A 16,963-nucleotide genomic window follows, 5' to 3' on the forward strand; every position below is an offset into this window, starting at 1 on the left:
GAGCAATCCAGTGTGACCGCGTGCCTTTTGCATAATGAGTCAGCGAGTTACCCTTTGCAGCGAGGTTAAGTTCATGGAACGGAGCCGCAGCGAAAGCGAGTCTTAATAGGGCGAATTAGTTGCAGGGGGTAGACCCGAAACCGGGTGATCTATCCATGTCCAGGGTGAAAGGAAGGTAACACTTCGTGGAGGCCCGAACCCACTGGCGTTGAAAAGCCAGGGGATGAGGTGTGGATAGGAGTGAAAGGCTAATCAAACTCGGAGATAGCTGGTTCTCCCCGAAATATATTTAGGTATAGCCTCACAAAGTAAGTAGCGGGGGTAGAGCACTGGATGGGCTAGGGGCCTCACCAGGTTACCAAACCTAACCAAACTCCGAATACCGCTAACTGTTATTGTGGGAGTCAGACTGCGGGTGATAAGATCCGTAGTCAAAAGGGAAAGAGCCCAGACCGCCAGCTAAGGTCCCAAAATCTATGCTAAGTGGAAAACGATGTGGAAATGCCCAGACAACCAGGAGGTTGGCTTAGAAGCAGCCACCCTTTAAAGAAAGCGTAATAGCTCACTGGTCGAGTGGGTCTGCGCGGAAAATGTAACGGGGCTAAGCATAGTACCGAAGCTGCGGATTTGATCCTTAAGGATCAAGTGGTAGGGGAGCATTGTGTAAGCCTGCGAAGGTCGACCGTGAGGACGGCTGGAGGTATCACAAGAGATTATGCTGACATGAGTAGCGAAAAACAAGGTGAGAAACCTTGTCACCGAAAACCCAAGGTTTCCTACGTAAAGGTAATCTGCGTAGGGTTAGTCGGTCCCTAAGGCGAGGCCGAAAGGCGTAGTTGATGGGAAACGGGTTAATATTCCCGTACCACCTGTTGTTGCGATGGGGGGACGGAGTAGGGTAGACGATCCTGGCGCTGGTTGTCCAGGTTTAAGGTCGTAGGCGGGAAGAGGAGGCAAATCCCTTCTTCCATTCAACGCTGAGAACTGATGACGAGGGGTATCCCCGTAAAGTCGTTGATCCCATGCTTCCAAGAAAAGCCTCTAAGCTTCAGACAGCAGGTGACCGTACCGTAAACCGACTCAGGTGGGTGAGGATAAATGTCCTAAGGTGCTTGAGAGAACACTGGTTAAGGAACTCGGCAAAATGATACCGTAACTTCGGGAGAAGGTATGCCCTTTTTGGTGAAGGCGATTCGCTCGCACAGCTGAAGAGGGTCGCAGAGAAATGGCGGTAGCGACTGTTTACTAAAAACATAGGACTCTGCAAAGTCGCAAGACGACGTATAGGGTCTGACGCCTGCCCGGTGCCGGAAGGTTAAGGGGATTTGTTAGCCGCAAGGTGAAGCTTTGAACCGAAGCCCCGGTAAACGGCGGCCGTAACTATAACGGTCCTAAGGTAGCGAAATTCCTTGTCGGGTAAGTTCCGACCTGCACGAATGGCGTAACGATTTCCGCGCTGTCTCAACCAGTGGCTCAGCGAAATTGAATTCTCGGTGAAGATGCCGAGTACCCGCAGAAAGACGGAAAGACCCCGTGCACCTTTACTACAGTTTGACAGTGACATTCGAATAAGCTTGTGTAGGATAGGTGGGAGACTTTGAAGCTGGGACGCTAGTCTCGGTGGAGTCAACCTTGAAATACCACCCTGGTTTGTTTGGATGTCTAACCCAGGTCCGTCATCCGGATCGGGGACACTGTCTGATGGGTAGTTTGACTGGGGCGGTCGCCTCCCAAAGAGTAACGGAGGCGCGCGAAGGTTCCCTCAGGCTGATTGGAAACCAGCCGTAGAGTGTAAAGGCATAAGGGAGCTTGACTGCGAGACCAACAAGTCGAGCAGGTACGAAAGTAGGTCTTAGTGATCCGGCGGTTCTGTATGGAAGGGCCGTCGCTCAACGGATAAAAGGTACGCCGGGGATAACAGGCTGATCTCCCCAAGAGTTCACATCGACGGGGAGGTTTGGCACCTCGATGTCGGCTCATCGCATCCTGGGGCTGAAGTAGGTCCCAAGGGTTTGGCTGTTCGCCAATTAAAGCGGTACGCGAGCTGGGTTTAAAACGTCGTGAGACAGTTTGGTCCCTATCTTCTGTGGGCGTAGGATACTTGAGAAGAGTTGACCTTAGTACGAGAGGACCGGGTTGAACGTACCTCTGGTGTTCCAGTTGTTCCGCCAGGAGCAGTCGCTGGGTAGCTATGTACGGAAAGGATAACCGCTGAAAGCATCTAAGCGGGAAGCCTCCTTCAAGATTAGGTATCCCTGGGAGCAATCCCCTAAAGGCCCGTTGTAGACCACAACGTTGATAGGCCGGGTGTGTAAGCGCAGTAATGCGTTCAGCTTACCGGTACTAATCGGCCGTGAGGCTTGACCATAAAAAATTCTTAGAGAGGGGGTGGTCCTCCACCCCGATCATAAACTGCCGATGCTGCAACCTACATTCATGATGATGCAATTGAAGAGAAATAGACTGTAGGGGTGAATAATCATTCGCCCTTACCACGAGTTTCTCTGTGGCTATGCCGAGAGGGTCACACCCGTTCCCATCCCGAACACGGAAGTTAAGCCTCTCAGGGCCGATGGTACTGCACTGGTAACGGTGTGGGAGAGTAGGTCGCCGCAGGGAATTTAATAGAAAAAGCCCCGCCAGGTTCGTCCAGGCGGGGCTTTTTCGCGTTCTGACCCTTCAACTTCTGCTTCCTGGACCGGCTGTAAGCCCAGCACCCTTCTTCGATACCTCGCACGGTGTTGGCGTCCAGTCAGACCGTGCTTTCGCCCTGTAGCATGGGGCATTGGGCCGGCGGGACCAATACGGTCCCGGAGTTGAAGTAAGCATCCCGGAAACAATATCCAGCCTTACTCTGACACTTTGCCAAGTTCTGACAGTCGTAACACGCTGCCCCTTTGAACTGTTCGGTCTTCGGGAACGGATAATTCAAGAGAGGTTCGCTGTTCCATACATCCTGAATAGAGTTGTCGGTTACATCCCCGACGAACAGGGCTTCGTCCTCGGGTACGGTGTCATAGAGCATGACCTTTCCATCCGGTGTGATCGTCATGCTGCTTCGTGCGCCAAAGGAATGGTCCTCAGTCTTCCACCGCCTGATCTTATCGTGAATTTCAGCTTCCTCATCCGGGAGCGCTTCCAATGGTTCTGCGGTCGTCCGTCTCTGTACGCCAATCCTGTCTTCGCCAGGTTCGCATCCTATAGTCCGCAGGTCGATCTCGGGAAAATCGGCCCTGGCGCGGCGGCACTGGTCGATGATTGATTTTCTGTCTTCCTTGCCCAGGCTCAGCCTGTCGTTGCTGCCGTAGAGGCCTCTGTTGTACGCCGCCACCGAGATCTGGCGCACGCCCATGTCCTGCAGTTCATCGACCCAATCGTAGATGTGGGGAGCGGTGAGAGCCGTTGCCACAGCCTTTACCCTCACGTTAAAGCCTCTTTTAAGAAGGTTCCTGATGCTGTGTACGGCCCTGTGATAGTAACCCGGGCTGCCAGCCAGATTGTCCGCTGTCGGTTCGTCGGGATCAAGGTTCAGTTGGATCTCGCGCACGAACTGGTTAACGGGTTGCGTCATACCAATTGAGACCAGCTTGTCTGCTATGTCCTCGGTTATATAGCATTTAGTGGACAGTGCGAAGAGTATGTCGAGGTCGATCAATTCCTCGATCAGTTTCAGAGCATCCTTCCTGAAAAGCGGATCCCCGCCCGAGAGCGAGACTTGGTCAATTCCCAATGCTTTCGCCTCCCGCAGCAGCTCTTTCCAGCGCTCCGTTGACAACAGTTTGCTTTCCGGAACGCAATGCCCTTTGGCAAAGCAGTACGAGCATTTTGTGTGGCAGTCGTTGGAGAACATGAGGTTCAGCGAGATCGGGACCGCCGGTCTTTCTTGAGTCTTCCATTTCGAGGCCTTCACGGCGAAGTCGAAAGGGTCGATACGCTTGACATAAGGTTCCAGTTCAGAGGTCATGTTGACAACGGCGTCTTCCTCCCTGTTGGCTGCCATGATCACCCGCGTGACGAACTCCTCGGCCTTTTCCTGTGACTCCAGATCGAATGCGTAGTGTGTGATCATGGATAGGTGTCTGAAGGTCAACCTGCCGTCCATCAGTGCGAGTGTCGCGCCCATCTTGGGGGACAGCATGGCGTAGCGCACCTGCTCGTGCTCGTAGCGGCAAAGCAGGGCCCAGTGACCATTTCTTTTCAACCGCCAGTAAGGAGAAATTACGGGGACAGTGGTTTCTGTGATAGGTATGTCCTTGCCTAAAACAGCACATTCTAATGGCATGGTCTCCTCCCTCGAGTTACACCTCGGTTTTTCAACCACACCAGTCTACTTCAGCATTAAAAACTGTCAATGTGCGTTGCGGCGCTTGCCTTTCCTGCAACAAATGTTGCACGACGGACAGTTGATGATGACCTGGACTGGGAGGCAGTGATTGTGTGGCGGGGTTCGGAGGCATAGATTCGGCTTGGCTCACAGGTGGAGGATATGCTAACTTCTTCCGTATTCCATGGATAGTATGCGGAGCTGGTACGATGTCGACAGAAGCACAGATACGATTGGAGCCGGGGTGGAAATCCCGCTTGGAAGGCGAGTTCGAGAAACCTTACATGCGGGACCTCAAAGAGTTCCTGCGCCAGGAGATGTCGCTGCGGAAAGTCATCTATCCGAAGGGGAGTGAATACTTCAGCGCATTCAACACAACGGCTTTCGACCAGGTGAGGGTCGTCATCCTCGGTCAGGACCCGTATCACGGCCCCGACCAGGCTCATGGGCTCTGCTTCTCCGTACAGCACGGAATAGAGATTCCTCCATCCCTGGTCAATATCTTCAAGGAGATTCAGAGCGACCTGGGACTGGCACCGGCTGACTTCAAGCACGGCCACCTCCGGGCGTGGGCCGATCAGGGAGTGTTGCTGCTCAACAGCGTGCTGACCGTGGAAGCGGGCAGGGCGGCGTCACACCAGGGGAGAGGATGGGAGACCTTCACTGATCGGGTGATCGCGGTTTTGAACGAGACGAAGGAGCACGTAGTCTTCATGCTGTGGGGTGCTTACGCTCAGAAGAAAGGCGCAGTCATCGACGAAGCGCGCCATCTGGTGCTGCGCGCTCCGCATCCCTCACCGCTTTCGGCGCACCGGGGCTTCCTCGGGTGCCGGCATTTCTCCAAGGCCAACGCCTACCTGGTTCAGCACGGCCTGGACCCGGTTGACTGGCGTCTCCCCTGACCCAAAAATACGAACGGCCCGCGCATGATGCCGGGCCGTTCGTGTATCCGCCTGTGGAAATATTCTAGTAGCTGAAGCGGCTGATCTGGCCTTTCAGGTTTGCCGAGAGTGAGTTCAGCTTGTCTGCTGTGGCCATGGACTCGCGGTTGGCCCTCGCCGTCCCCTGGATGATCCCCGTTATCTGGTGCACGTTGTTGCTGATCTCACGGCTGGTCGCGCTTTGCTCTTCGGCTGCGGTCGCTATCTGTCCTATCTGCTGGGTGACCTCGCTGATCTGCTTCAGGATCCCTTCAAGGCTCTGCCCCGACTTCACAGAATCCTCGGCCCCCTTGGCAGCTTCCCTGGCGCTTTCCTGCATCACTTGAACGGCCCGCGTGGTCTCGTCCTGAATGGAGCGGATGTTCCCCTCTATTTCCTTGGTGGCGTGGGTGGTCCGCTCGGCCAGGCTGCGTACCTCATCGGCCACGACGGCAAAGCCGCGCCCCTGCTCACCGGCCCGGGCTGCCTCGATGGCTGCGTTGAGGGCCAGCAGGTTGGTCTGGTCCGCGATGTCCTGGATGGTGTTGATTATCTCCCCGATCTGCTGGGACATGGCACCCAGGCTGCTGACGCTTTCAGACGTGAGGCGCACCTTTTCGTTGATGAGTTGCATCCCGCGGATGCTCCGCTCCACGTCGGCCGAACCGATGGTGGCCATGTCGCAGGCGCGCTCCGCGCTTTCGACCGCCTGAAGGCAGTTTCTGGAAATATCGGCAGAGGTCACGGCCATTTCTTCCCCGGCGGTAGAGACGGTTTCGGTTTGTCCCGCGACTTCTTCTGTGGTGCGCGCCAACTGTTCGGTGCTGCGGTGCAGTTCGGAACTCGCCTCGGTGACGGAGTTGGCGTTGTCGGCAACGGTCTGGACGATGGCGTGCACCCGCTCAATGAAGAGGTTGAAGTACCGGCTCGCCGTCCCGATCTCGTCGTCGGACTCAGCCAGACGCCGGGTGAGATCGCCGTCCCCCTCGGCGACGTGTTTCAGGGTTGCGATCAGTGCCCGCATGGGCTCGAGCGCCCTGCGCATGACTAGGAATGCGACCAGCGCCAGAAGCCCCGCCAGCAACACGGAAATGCCGAGGCTCAGGTACTTCAGATCGTCAAAGACAGCGAGGAATTGCGATTTTTTCTCACCGACGAACAGTGCGCCGATGACTTTCCCCTGGTTGTCCAATAGCGGCAGGTACGAGGCGAAGTGGGGCGTGCCCAGTATCTTGGCCTCACCGACGTAGGCGGACGCCCGCTCGATAACCGCCTCCCTCGCGCCCCCCTGCAGGGAGGTCCCTACGGCCCGGCTGCCGTCATCCTTCTTGATCGTGGTGGCTACCCTGAGGTCGCCCCGGAAGATGGTGGCCTCACCTCCGAATATCTCCTTCATTTTATCGGTCAAATCATTGCGGCCGTCGAGGACCGCGCCGTTTGCCTGCAGCTTGCCGTCCACGACTGCGAACCCGGAGCCGTTCGGCGCGACCAGCTCGCGAAACGCCTTCGTGCGCGAGGTGAGTCCGACGGTGACCTGGCGGGTGATCTCTTTCCTGATCACATAAAGCGTGACCGCTGACGTCGTGATGGTGGCGATCAGGACGATAGCCACGTTGGCGATGAAAATCTTTTTGCTGATGTTCATTAATGCACACCTCTTGGCGCTGATGGTGGACGTAATAGTTCCGTCGGTTTGTATTACATTTCGGCTTAGCCGCTAGAATGTTTAGGTAATTTGACGCTATTTTTGTATACAGTATGCCGGATGTCATTGAAGGGGCGGGTTGTAGCTCGCAACTGGCATAGGTTCCATCGGAATCTGTATCAGGGGGGCTCCGCAGGTCCTATTCAATAGGCTGTGGATGATATGGAAAATCACTTGCAAAGTCAGAGGCGGTGCACTTATACTCATAATATGCTGAAATATAGTGTAAAAGGAGGTTCGTCGTGAAAGGCATTATCAGTAAGTTAAGTGTCCTTGCCGCGGTCACTCTCATATCCGCCCTTCCTGTAGTGGCCTCAGATACAGGCATGGGGATGAACGCGGGTGAAAGTTTTCAGAAAGACCAGTGCCTGCTGGTGGCACAGAGCTGCCGGGACAGCGTTGATTCTCTGCAGCAAAGAATCGACAGGCTTCACCGCGAGATAGCCAAAGGGACCGGCGTGTACACCCGGGACGAGCTGAGACAACTGGAGTTCCAGCTGAAAGACGCCATTCAAACCATGGAGGTCCTGACCAGGGGAGGCGGGTAAACGCGCGTTCGCTTAAAAAGAGGGATTATACGAAGATGGAGGCTGCAGTCAGGCCTCCATTTTTGTTGCTCATGATTCTTTGTGGACGGCGGTTACCGCCACAAACGCCGCGAAAGCTTCCTGCAATTGTTGTAACTGTGCGGGCAAAAGGTCGACCTCTTTGTTCTTGGCGGCCTGTTCCATCTGTGCAGCTATCTTGCGCACGCGTGCTGCGCCCATGTTGGCCGCTGTGCCGGCGATGGTGTGGGCCTTGAAGTAGCACTCTTCATGGTCCCCCCGCTGGAGCGCTTCTTGTAACTGGTGCAGGTGGCCGGTCGCTGCTTCAATGAACTTCGTGACGAACAGGCCGACCAGCTCCTCGTCGCCATCCAGCCGCTCCAGGAGATCCCCCAGGTCGAAGTCGGGTTCGTCGGGAGGCGCCTGAGCAACCTGTACCGGGGCGGCGGGTGCATCCGGAGAGGACGAGGGACGCTCCACCTCGTTGCAGATCTTTCTGATCACCGCGTTCAGTTCCTTCTCCCTTACCGGCTTCGAGATGTGGCTGTCCATACCGGCCTGGCGGCAAACCTCCACATCCTCCTTCATGGCGTTGGCGGTCATGGCGCAGATATGCACCCTTTGCCCGGTTCCTTTTTCACGGCAGCGGATGATCCTGGTCGCCTCAAGCCCGTCCATGACCGGCATCTGCACGTCCATGAAGATCAGATCGTAAGGGGACTGTCCCCACTTCTCCAGCGCTTCCTCACCGTTCGCGGCGCAGTCGACCTGGTGGTTGCCGGTCTTGGCGATGAGCTTCAAGGAGATGAGCTGGTTGATGGGCACGTCGTCAACCAGCAGAATGCTCAATGGCGTGATGGCTTCGCCTGCGGTTTCCTCCGCGTCTTCGGTCGGTATCTCTCCCGGAAGCGGTAGCCGCGCCTGCAAGGTGAAGCTGAAGACGCTCCCCTCACCAAGCCGGCTCTCGACGCCGAGTGTGCCTCCCATGAGTTCGACGAGGCTTCTGCTGATGGAGAGCCCGAGCCCGGTGCCTCCGTAGAGTCGCGTGGTGGAACTGTCCGCCTGGGAGAATTTCTCGAAGATCACGTCCAGTGCCTGCGGGGCGATACCGATCCCGGTGTCGGCGACGGCGAATTTCAGCAGCACCCCTCCCGCTGTGTGTTCCAGCAGACGGCAGCTCACCGTGATGGTTCCCTTGTGGGTGAACTTGAGCGCGTTTCCGACGAGGTTTCCCAGCACCTGGCCGATGCGCACCGAGTCCCCGACGATCAGTTGAGGCAGCCCCTGGCCCGCCTCCAGGCGGACCTGCACCCCTTTTTCCTGGCCGCGCAGTATGAAGGGCTGCAGGGAGCGCAGCAGGAACCGTTGCAGGTCGAAGACGATCTTCTCCAGCGTGATCATGCCTGCTTCCACCTTCGATATATCGAGTATCTCGTTGATGATGGTCAGCAGGCTTTCGGCGCAATCGGACAGCGACCCGAGGTAGTCCCGCTGCACCTCGTCCAGGGGAGTTTCCATGAGCAGCCTGGCAAGGCCGATCACGCCGTTCATGGGGGTGCGGATCTCGTGGCTCATGTTGGCGAGGAAGATGCTCTTTGCGGCGGTGGCGGCCTCAGCCTGCACCAGTGCGTGCTCCAGTTCCGTGGTCCGCTGTTGCACCTTGAGCTCCAGGTTCTGCATGTGCTCCTGGAGCATGTCGTAGAGCTCGGAGTTCTCCACGGCGTAGGCCGTGTTGATCAGGATGCTGCTCAGCGCGTTCAGCGTCGAGACCTCGGTGTTCACGTGGTTGCCGGGCATGATGCCGGCGAACATCCCCCTGATGCGGCTGTTGGTAGCGAGAACGTGCAAAACCAGCGTCTCCGCCCCGGAGATGGTGGGCACCACGACCGGGTGGTTCTGGTTGAGTGCCCAGGCGAAAGTGCCGTCCTGCACCTTTGCCTCGACCTCTTTCCTGACGCTCGCCTTGGCTCGCTCGGGCTCGCAGACAGTGAGGTCGAAGGAGGAGTCCTCGTCGATGCCGAACATGGAGAGGGTGATGAAAGGGATCAGCCTCCTCAACTGCCCGAAGACGGCCTTGATGACGAAGGAGGATTCCTTCAGTCTGTAGATGTCCGACTGGAAGTCGCTGCAGGCGGTGAGGACGTCGAGGGTCTTCAGGTAGTTGAGATTGGTCTCCTCGAGGAAGTTGACCCTCTCCTGGAGCCTTCGTATCTGGATGTCCCTTGGGTCACCGGGTGGCATCTTCACCCCCGAAGAGAGCGGACACGGTCTGCTCGTATGTGGCGTCCACCTGCTTCACCAGAGTCGGGAGGTAGAAGCTGGATATCTGCAGCCGTTCCCATACGCCGTGGTCCAGTTCCGGCACGAAGATTTCGCCGCTGTTTCCTATCTGCAGCGCGTGGGCGATCAGGTCGGCGAAGTGCAGGATCGCCCCCTCCCTGGGGTACTGGTCCCCCTTGCCGCAGTCGTGGTGGGTGCCTACCGGCTCGGCCACCCTGGGGGGAATCTTCCACCGCTTGAGGAGGGCGCTGCCGACCTCGGCATGGTCGAAGCCCAGTCTCTCGCGTTCGGCACGGTGCAACAGGGTCCCGGTGGCGCGACAATGCTCAAGCAGTTCCAGGCAGATCTCCGGCACCTTTACATACATCACCAGTCGCCCCACGTCGTGCAGTATGCCGGCCACGAAGAACCGTTCGAGGTTTGACTCCCGCTGGCTGGTCGCCAGCAGCCTCGCGGCGAGTCCGGTGGCGATGCTGTGCTTCCAGAACTGCTCCATGTTCACCAGGTCCTCGGGGATCCCCTTGAAGACGTCCATGACCGAGAGGGCCAGGGCCAGGTCGCGCACCTGGAGGACGCCGATGATGGTCACTGCCTGGGTGATGGTATCGATCTTGGAGAAGTAGCCGAAAAGCGGGCTGTTGGCGAGCTTGAGGATCCTGGCCGTGAGCCCCTGGTCTTCCGCGATGATCTTGGCGATGTCGCCGATGGAACTGCGGGGATGATCGATCGCCTCCGACAGCTGGGAATAGAAAAGGGGAAGAGAATGGATGGTGGAGACGTCGTCCACCATGTGCTCCACCGAAAGTTGGGGCTTACGCAGCACGGGTGGCCCTCCTCTCGGTGCAGATGCGCATCAGTTCCTTGATGGCGGGATGCTCCGGGTCGTTGTAGATGAACAGACGCTCCATCTCCGCCCGCGCTTGGGCGAGGAGCGCCGGGTCGATCTCCTGGCTCAGGGGGGGCGGCGTCTCGGTCTCCTCGACGATGGCGTCCCCGGCCACCTCGACCTCCAGGACGCCCCACATGCGGAAGATGGAGAAATGCTTCTCGGTGAGCTCGGCTCCCGCGGGAAGGAGCATACGGCCGCTGCGGTCGCAGACGTTGCGGCTTAGGACCATGCCGGGGGTGAGGTTGTCGATGTGGACCACTGCCAAGGCGAAGCCTCCTCTTCTTGGGCGCTGGCTGCAACAGAGCCAGTCTTGATAGTATCGGCCGGTGCCAGGTTCAACTTTAGTGAAGATGAAGGCCCCTCTGAACTCTGAGAAGATTGAGCCCAGCTCTCAGACGACGTTTAGAAAACTCTAAGCCATCTCCGCCCCCGCGTCACAACTGTTGACATCCGCGGTCACCCCTGTCTTTAATATGCGGATGCAAAAATCACATCACGACGATTACCGCTCATCCAAAGCGACCTTCTGGCTGATACTGACCACCGTCTTCTGGGGCGGCAGTTTCATCTTCAACAAGATCGGCTTTCGCGAAATCCCACCGGTCACCTTCCTGTTCTACCGCTTCGCCCTGGCGACGCTGCTCATGGGGATACTGTGCCTGCCGCGGCTTAAGCGCTTTAACAAGCGCACCTTGAGGACCGGGCTCATAGTCGGTCTCGCCCTCGCCGCCACGAACCTTTCCTTCGTCCTCGGGGTGAGCGGGACCAGCGTTTCCCGGGCCGGGTTCCTGAACAACCTCTTCGTGCTCCTGATCCCGCTGCTGTGCTTCGCCTTCTGGCGCGAGCGGCTGGACCGTTTGAGCGCGGCCGGGCTGATGCTGGCCCTGGCAGGCCTGTGGCTTTTGGCCCGCGGCGGCGTGGACGGCTTCAACAAGGGGGATCTTCTGTCGACCCTCTGCGCGCTGTTCATCGCGCTGCACATCATCTCCGTGTCGAAGCTTTTGCGTGACGAGGACATCTACCTGCTGAGTTTCGTCCAGTTCGCCACGGTGACCGTGGTGGGGGGGGGCCTGGACCTGCTCTTTCCCTCGCCCCCCCTCTCCGTCACCTGGGTTTCGCTTGGTTCGCTCGTCTACTGCGCCATCTTCCCGACGGTGATCTGTTTCACCCTGCAGAACACCTACCAGCGCTACACCACCCCGACCAAGGCGGGGCTCATCTACACGATGGACCCGGTCTGGAGCATGCTGGGGGGGACGCTGCTTTTGGGCGAGCGGCTTACCGCCGAGGAGTGGACCGGCTGCGCCCTTATCTTCGCGGCCGTCGTGCTCCCCTTGTCGGTGAAGCGCCTGCGCGAGCGGCAGCTTGGTATCGACTACCGCGCCGAGGGTGCCGCCGCCGACTGACCCCGCTGCCCCGGCGTTGACATCGCGCCGCTACGGGCTACGCTCACCCAGTGATCTCGTGCCGTCAAGGAGGAACGTATGCCGGAGCTCCCGGACCTCACCGTGTACGCTGAAAATCTCGCCAAGGCCCTGACCGGAAAGAGGGTCCACAAGGCGGCGTACCACCAGAGGGGAAAACTGAACGTCGCCGAGACGGAACTCTGTGACGCCGTGGCGGGAGCCGAGTTGACCGGCGTGGAGAGAGCGGGCAAGCAGGTCGCTTTCCGTTTCGGCAACGGCAACATCGTGCGGGTGCACCTGATGCTGACCGGAGGCTTCGTCCTGACCGATGCCGGCCGCCTGGACCGCCTGCGCTACCCGGTGCTCACCGTGACCTTCGACGACGGTTCCGTCCTTGGCGTCGCAGACGAAAAGGGGTGGGCCAGCGTGGCGCTCAATCCGGGCGAGGAAAAGGACGCACCCGACGCCCTCGCCGTTACCGCGGAACAGTTGGAGCAGCTGTGCCGGAAGAAACCGAAGACTCTCATCAAGGCGCTGCTGCTCGACCAGGCCCAGATCGGAGGTATCGGCAATGCCTACGCCGACGAGATACTCTGGACCGCGCGCATCTCCCCCAAGTCCCCCGCCGGAAAGCTTCCCCCCGAGGCGGTCCGGGCCCTGGCGGATGCCATCCCGCAGGTGCTCGAAGATGCCATAGCCGAACTGAGGAAGCGGCACCCGGACATGGTGTCCGGCGAGTACCGGGAGTTTTTGAAGGTGCACCGTCCCGAGCTGAAGAGCTCGCCCACCGGCGCAAGGATCATCAAGGAGAACGTGCAGTCCAAGCGTACCTACTACACGGAGGAGCAACAGCTGTTCCAGTAACGGCCCGCCTTCGCACAGTCCCCCTCCCCGTTTTCGTTTGGCCCGCCTCAAGCGCCCGCAAGGGCGCTTTTTCGTTTCCTGCACCTGTCGCCTTCCGGCTGCCGGCTCCCCGCCGGTTGACAAGAGACCGATCGCCGCTACTTTTAGATGGTTAGATTTTGCTAATCTGACACATCGTCGGCTTCGGCCACAAGAAAAGGAGGCAACATGAAGAGAAAACTGGTGTGGATGGCGGTGGTTTCCCTGTTTGCGGTCTGCAGCCTGGTGCTCCCGGCGCTGGCGGTCGAGAAGCTGACCATGGGCGAGAAATCGTTCGTGAAGGGAGCGGCCAGCGGTGGGATGATGGAGGTCGAACTGGGGCAGATGGCCAAGGAGAAGGGCAAATCTCAGGAGGTGAAGGATTTCGCCCAGCGCATGGTCACCGACCATGGCAAGGCCAACGAAGAGCTCAAAAGCGTGGTGGGCAACAGGATGAAGATGCCGACCAAGCTGGAACTGAAGCACAAGGCTACCGTCGACAAGCTTAACAAGGCTTCCGTCGACGAGTTCGACAAGAAGTACGCCGAGGCCATGCTGAAGGACCACAAGAAGGACGTGGAGAAATTCACCAAGGAAAGCAAGAAGGCGAAGGACCCGGAGCTGAAGGGATGGATCGACAAGACCCTCCCGGTGCTGGAGCAGCACCTGCAACATGCCAGGGACATGGCCCACAAACTGGGCGTGACCGAGAAATAGGAAATAAGGCGGCGGCGAGCCGCACGGGGTGCCAACAGGGAGGGGCTTCGTCCCGGGACGAAGCCCCTCTTTTTTTTCAGCGCGCCCTGCCGTACCTGACTGTCATGTCGGCCAGGCGAGCCGCAACACCCGCGAGGTCGCACGAGTGGGGCAACCGCCATTGCCAGTTCCCCTCGGTCATCCCGGGGGGGGCATCCTCGACTCCTCCCCCCCTTCCAGCAGGTCCTGCATCTGGGTGACCGCCGTCCGCGCCACCGACATCAGGGCGAGCGTGATCACCTCCCAGTTGGCGCCCTCCGGCGCCCGTCCCAGGTAGCGGGTCAGCCGCTCCCGCTCCTCGAAAGCCGCAGCATCATGTCTCCTCCGTGAAAAAGCCCCACCTCGTGGGAGTGGGGCTTTGGCTGCAAAATGATGTTGTCGCCGTGATGATGCTAGAGCACCCGCAGGAACGCGACCAGGTTGTTCTGCTCCTCCTGGCTGAGGCGCAACCCAAGAACCAGGTCGAAGAACTTCACCGTGTCCTCGAGCGTCAGGCAGCGGCCGTCGTGCAGGTACGGGGGGCTTTCCTTGATGCCGCGCAGCGTGAAGGTCTTGATGGGTCCGTCCCCCGGTTCCCTGGTGAAGCGGTCAAGCTGCAGATCGTGCATCTGCTGGTCCAGGTAGAACGGGGCCGGGTGGCACACACCGCATCTCCCTTTGCCGAAAAACACCTTCTGTCCGGCAAGCTCCGCCTGGGTCGCCCGCTCGGGCGCAAGATAACCGGCCGGGTCGAGCTTGGGAGCAGGCGGCACGTCGAACATGTTCTGCATCTGGGCCATGTGGGCCATCTGGACGCGGCTGATCACATTCATCCCCTTCTTGGCGGCGTGGATCTCGTCGCCGTTGAAGTAGGCGGTGCGCTGCTCGAACTCGGAGAAGTCCTCCACCGAGCGGAGGCTCCGCTTGGAGGCGTGGATCTGCTGGTTGAAAAGCCCCCTGAGGCTCACCGTGTCGAGCCGGAAGCGCCGCTCCTGGGGACGGATGTCGGGGCTTAGGTGAAACTGCGCTGTGGTGTGGCCGTTGACATGGCAATCAAGGCAGGCGACGCCAAGGCTCGGGTTTTCGCTTTTCCTGTCGTCGGTGGGGTTGAACTCCTCCTGCGGGAACGGGGTCACCAGCATGCGCAGACCGTCGAGCTGGACCGGGGTGAGCAGGTCCTTGAACAGGCGGTAGTAATTGCTGATGGAAACCACCTCGCCGCGCGAGACGTCGCCCAGTTCCGGCCTGTTCTGCAGGAAGATGGCCGGGGGGAATTCGGGGAGGAAGGCGTCGGGAAGGTCGAAATCGACGTCGAAGCGCTGCAGCCTCGGGAACATGTCGATCTGCATCTGGGGGAAGACCTGGCCGCCGTTCACCTGTTTCGGGTGGGGAAGCGGCGGGTAGGGGAACAGGTTCTTCGACCTGATCTCGCCGGGGGGCGTCGCCGCCAGTCTCTCCCACGAGGTTCCCTGGGAAAGCCGCGCCGTCGGGCCGACCGCGATGGGCTTGCCGCGTGACATCTTCACGTCCGGTGACAGCCTGGGGCGCAGATCGTAGCGCGATTCCAGGAGGCGCCGCTGGGTCTCCATCACCTTGGGCTTTTCCGCCACGTCCTTCTGGTATACCTCCTGGAAGGTCGTCATCGGCTTCTTGGCGTCCAGCGGGTCGCGGTAGAAGTCGAAGCCGAGGGTCTTCCCTTCGTCGGGCTGGTTCTTGAAAGCGGTCGACGACGGTTCGGCTTTGGTCGCGCTGAAGAGGTCGGAGTTGTCATGGTTTCCCTTTTGCTGCTCGGGCCGGTTTTGCGGTACCTCCCTCGGCGTCTGGGCTTCCATGACGGCGTCCGGTGGCGCCTTTCGGGGAGCGTGCCCCTCGGCGGTCCAGGAGTTGACGGCGGGGAGAATCAGGGCTGCTGCAAGAAAGAGTGACGATACCAGCGTTGCATCTTTTCTCATACGTGAGCTCCCTTTGTGTCTGGAATGTTGGAACCCGCTAATTTTTACATAGCCGCCAGTGAAGTCAAACGATCTGTGGGGAGGGGGCGGTGGCCGGTCTGTATCTATGTCGTTGTCGCGCTGCCAGCTTCGCATTGACAGGGTTCACGCCTGCGGGTATGTTCTCTCAGGTTAGTTTTTGCAGATATTTGAGGCCAGTAGTATACTGAAATCGTTGAAAACGCCCCTTAAAGGAGGGCTCGGCAATGAAGAAGATCCGGACTGGTATCCTTTTGATTCCCTTGTTCCTGATCGCTGTGTCAGTGACGGGTGTCCCCACCATGAGCCGCGCCGATTCGGGCGCGCGCGGTGAAGCTTTGACCCGCGTCACTAGTCGAGGCGGCGGTGAAGTTCAAGCCCGGGCTGGCGGGCGCGGCGGGACCAGCTATTCCCGGGGCTACAGTCGCGGCGGCTATGGCTACGGCGGCCACAGTCACAGCGGCGGGTACTTCTCCGGGAGCGTCTATATCGGCCCGGGGTGGGGCTACTGGGATCCTTTCTTCTATCCCTACTACTACACCTACCCCGCGTACCCCTACTACTATACGCCCCCTGCGGTCGTGGCGCCGCAGGAGCCGCAGGAGTACATCTCCCCCGACACGACGACTGGCGACGAGCAAACCGGGTACTGGTACTACTGCCGCAAGCCTGAGGGTTACTACCCGTACGTGGATCGTTGCCCCAGTGGCTGGATGAAGGTGGTGCCCAATACGACGCCCCCCGCTCAGTCAGAGGAAGATAAGGAGGATTGACAGATGATGAAGACCAGGACGACAGTTTGGTCGTTGCTCGCCTTGCTGGTGCTTGGTGGCTGCGCCACCATGCCCACGGGGCCTAGCGTCAGGGTGTTGCCGACCCCGGGGAAATCCTTCGAGCAGTTCATGGCTGAGGACGCCCTCTGCCGCAGGTATGCCGAACAGCAGCTCGGCATGAGCCCGCAGGACACGGCGAATCAGAACACCGCCACCAGCGCCGTGGTCGGCGGGGCGATCGGCGCCGGCGTGGGCGCCATGCTGGGCGCGGCCAGCGGCAACGCGGGCGCGGGGGCCGCGATCGGCGGCGGCACCGGCCTTCTCTTCGGCGCGGCGAGCGGCTCCGAATCCGGCCGGGTCTACGGCTACGAGGCCCAGCGGCGCTACGACAACACCTACGTGCAGTGCATGTACGCCAAGGGGAACCAGATCCCGGGATCGGTGCGCAAGGTGCGCCGGGCACGGCCGTACACCCCGCCTCCTCCCCCAGATATGTACTCGGTTCCGCCGGATTACTATCCGGAACGTTGAAAG

The 16,963-nt window shown here is 59.3% G+C and carries 13 protein-coding genes and 2 rRNA genes (1 of these 15 cut by a window edge); 9 read left to right on the forward strand and 6 right to left on the reverse strand.

Annotated features, from left to right (window positions below):
• Positions 1–2,368 (forward strand): 23S ribosomal RNA (locus tag KP001_RS20000); it begins 589 nt to the left of the window's first position.
• A gap of 134 nt (positions 2,369–2,502) precedes the next feature.
• Positions 2,503–2,619, forward strand: a 5S ribosomal RNA gene (gene rrf, locus KP001_RS20005).
• Between the two features lie 133 nt (positions 2,620–2,752).
• Here rrf and KP001_RS20010 read toward each other — a convergent pair.
• Positions 2,753–4,282 (reverse strand): radical SAM protein, encoded by a 1,530-nt coding sequence (locus tag KP001_RS20010; RefSeq protein ID WP_217287275.1) that lies wholly within the window; start codon positions 4,280–4,282, stop codon positions 2,753–2,755.
• A 251-nt stretch (positions 4,283–4,533) separates the two neighbouring features.
• On the opposite strand from KP001_RS20010, the gene ung reads away from it, so the two are divergent.
• Positions 4,534–5,226, forward strand: coding sequence for a uracil-DNA glycosylase (gene ung, locus KP001_RS20015; RefSeq protein ID WP_217287276.1), 693 nt, complete (start codon positions 4,534–4,536; stop codon positions 5,224–5,226).
• Positions 5,227–5,290: 64 nt separating this feature from the next.
• Here the strand turns inward: ung and KP001_RS20020 are convergent, their stop codons facing one another.
• Complete coding sequence (locus KP001_RS20020) at positions 5,291–6,889, reverse strand: methyl-accepting chemotaxis protein (protein ID WP_217287277.1); 1,599 nt, start codon at positions 6,887–6,889, stop codon at positions 5,291–5,293.
• Between the two features lie 302 nt (positions 6,890–7,191).
• On the opposite strand from KP001_RS20020, the gene KP001_RS20025 reads away from it, so the two are divergent.
• On the forward strand, positions 7,192–7,497 hold the full coding sequence (locus tag KP001_RS20025; protein ID WP_217287278.1) for a hypothetical protein: 306 nt from the start codon (positions 7,192–7,194) through the stop codon (positions 7,495–7,497).
• Positions 7,498–7,566: 69 nt separating this feature from the next.
• On the opposite strand, the gene KP001_RS20030 is transcribed toward KP001_RS20025, so the two are convergent.
• The 3 genes from KP001_RS20030 to KP001_RS20040 are packed head-to-tail and all read right to left on the reverse strand — an operon-like array spanning position 7,567 to position 10,922.
• The gene (locus KP001_RS20030; protein WP_217287279.1) at positions 7,567–9,735 is read right to left on the reverse strand and encodes an ATP-binding protein; all 2,169 of its coding nucleotides are present in this window, start codon (positions 9,733–9,735) and stop codon (positions 7,567–7,569) included.
• Positions 9,722–10,597: an HDOD domain-containing protein gene (locus KP001_RS20035; protein WP_217287280.1), complete on the reverse strand. Its 876-nt coding sequence runs from the start codon at positions 10,595–10,597 to the stop codon at positions 9,722–9,724. The genes KP001_RS20030 and KP001_RS20035 overlap by 14 nt, the downstream gene beginning before the upstream one ends.
• Entirely contained in the window at positions 10,587–10,922 is a 336-nt protein-coding gene (locus KP001_RS20040; protein WP_224963303.1) for a hypothetical protein, read from the reverse strand. Before KP001_RS20040 ends, KP001_RS20035 begins: the two co-directional genes overlap by 11 nt.
• 220 nt (positions 10,923–11,142) lie before the next feature.
• Here KP001_RS20040 and KP001_RS20045 point away from each other — a divergent pair, with 220 nt between their 5' ends.
• From KP001_RS20045 to KP001_RS20055, 3 genes are all read left to right on the forward strand, one after another.
• Complete coding sequence (locus KP001_RS20045; protein ID WP_217287282.1) at positions 11,143–12,069, forward strand: DMT family transporter; 927 nt, start codon at positions 11,143–11,145, stop codon at positions 12,067–12,069.
• 78 nt (positions 12,070–12,147) lie between these two features.
• Positions 12,148–12,933 carry an Fpg/Nei family DNA glycosylase gene (locus KP001_RS20050; RefSeq protein WP_217287283.1) on the forward strand — a complete coding sequence of 262 codons (786 nt, stop codon included), beginning with the start codon at positions 12,148–12,150 and terminating at the stop codon, positions 12,931–12,933.
• A 207-nt stretch (positions 12,934–13,140) separates the two neighbouring features.
• Entirely contained in the window at positions 13,141–13,668 is a 528-nt protein-coding gene (locus KP001_RS20055; RefSeq protein ID WP_217287284.1) for a DUF4142 domain-containing protein, read from the forward strand.
• Positions 13,669–14,099: 431 nt separating this feature from the next.
• Here the strand turns inward: KP001_RS20055 and KP001_RS20060 are convergent, their stop codons facing one another.
• Positions 14,100–15,638, reverse strand: coding sequence for a cytochrome B6 (locus KP001_RS20060; protein WP_217287285.1), 1,539 nt, complete (start codon positions 15,636–15,638; stop codon positions 14,100–14,102).
• A gap of 245 nt (positions 15,639–15,883) precedes the next feature.
• Between KP001_RS20060 and KP001_RS20065 the strand changes: the two genes are divergently transcribed.
• Positions 15,884–16,429: a hypothetical protein gene (locus KP001_RS20065; RefSeq protein WP_217287286.1), complete on the forward strand. Its 546-nt coding sequence runs from the start codon at positions 15,884–15,886 to the stop codon at positions 16,427–16,429.
• A gap of 3 nt (positions 16,430–16,432) precedes the next feature.
• Entirely contained in the window at positions 16,433–16,960 is a 528-nt protein-coding gene (locus tag KP001_RS20070) for a YMGG-like glycine zipper-containing protein (RefSeq protein WP_217287287.1), read from the forward strand.
• The last annotated feature ends 3 nt before the right edge of the window (positions 16,961–16,963 follow it).

Source organism: Geomonas subterranea (assembly GCF_019063845.1).
In the GTDB taxonomy this organism is placed as follows: domain Bacteria; phylum Desulfobacterota; class Desulfuromonadia; order Geobacterales; family Geobacteraceae; genus Geomonas; species Geomonas subterranea.

Bases quoted from the DNA above. Each gene is read 5' to 3' on its own strand.
- KP001_RS20010 (WP_217287275.1), bottom strand. From the start codon at position 4,282: ATGCCATTAGAATGTGCTGTTTTAGGCAAGGACATACCTATCACAGAA.
- ung (WP_217287276.1), top strand. From the start codon at position 4,534: ATGTCGACAGAAGCACAGATACGATTGGAGCCGGGGTGGAAATCCCGC.
- KP001_RS20020 (WP_217287277.1), bottom strand. From the start codon at position 6,889: ATGAACATCAGCAAAAAGATTTTCATCGCCAACGTGGCTATCGTCCTG.
- KP001_RS20030 (WP_217287279.1), bottom strand. From the start codon at position 9,735: ATGCCACCCGGTGACCCAAGGGACATCCAGATACGAAGGCTCCAGGAG.
- KP001_RS20045 (WP_217287282.1), top strand. From the start codon at position 11,143: ATGCAAAAATCACATCACGACGATTACCGCTCATCCAAAGCGACCTTC.
- KP001_RS20050 (WP_217287283.1), top strand. From the start codon at position 12,148: ATGCCGGAGCTCCCGGACCTCACCGTGTACGCTGAAAATCTCGCCAAG.
- KP001_RS20055 (WP_217287284.1), top strand. From the start codon at position 13,141: ATGAAGAGAAAACTGGTGTGGATGGCGGTGGTTTCCCTGTTTGCGGTC.
- KP001_RS20060 (WP_217287285.1), bottom strand. From the start codon at position 15,638: ATGAGAAAAGATGCAACGCTGGTATCGTCACTCTTTCTTGCAGCAGCC.
- KP001_RS20065 (WP_217287286.1), top strand. From the start codon at position 15,884: ATGAAGAAGATCCGGACTGGTATCCTTTTGATTCCCTTGTTCCTGATC.
- KP001_RS20070 (WP_217287287.1), top strand. From the start codon at position 16,433: ATGATGAAGACCAGGACGACAGTTTGGTCGTTGCTCGCCTTGCTGGTG.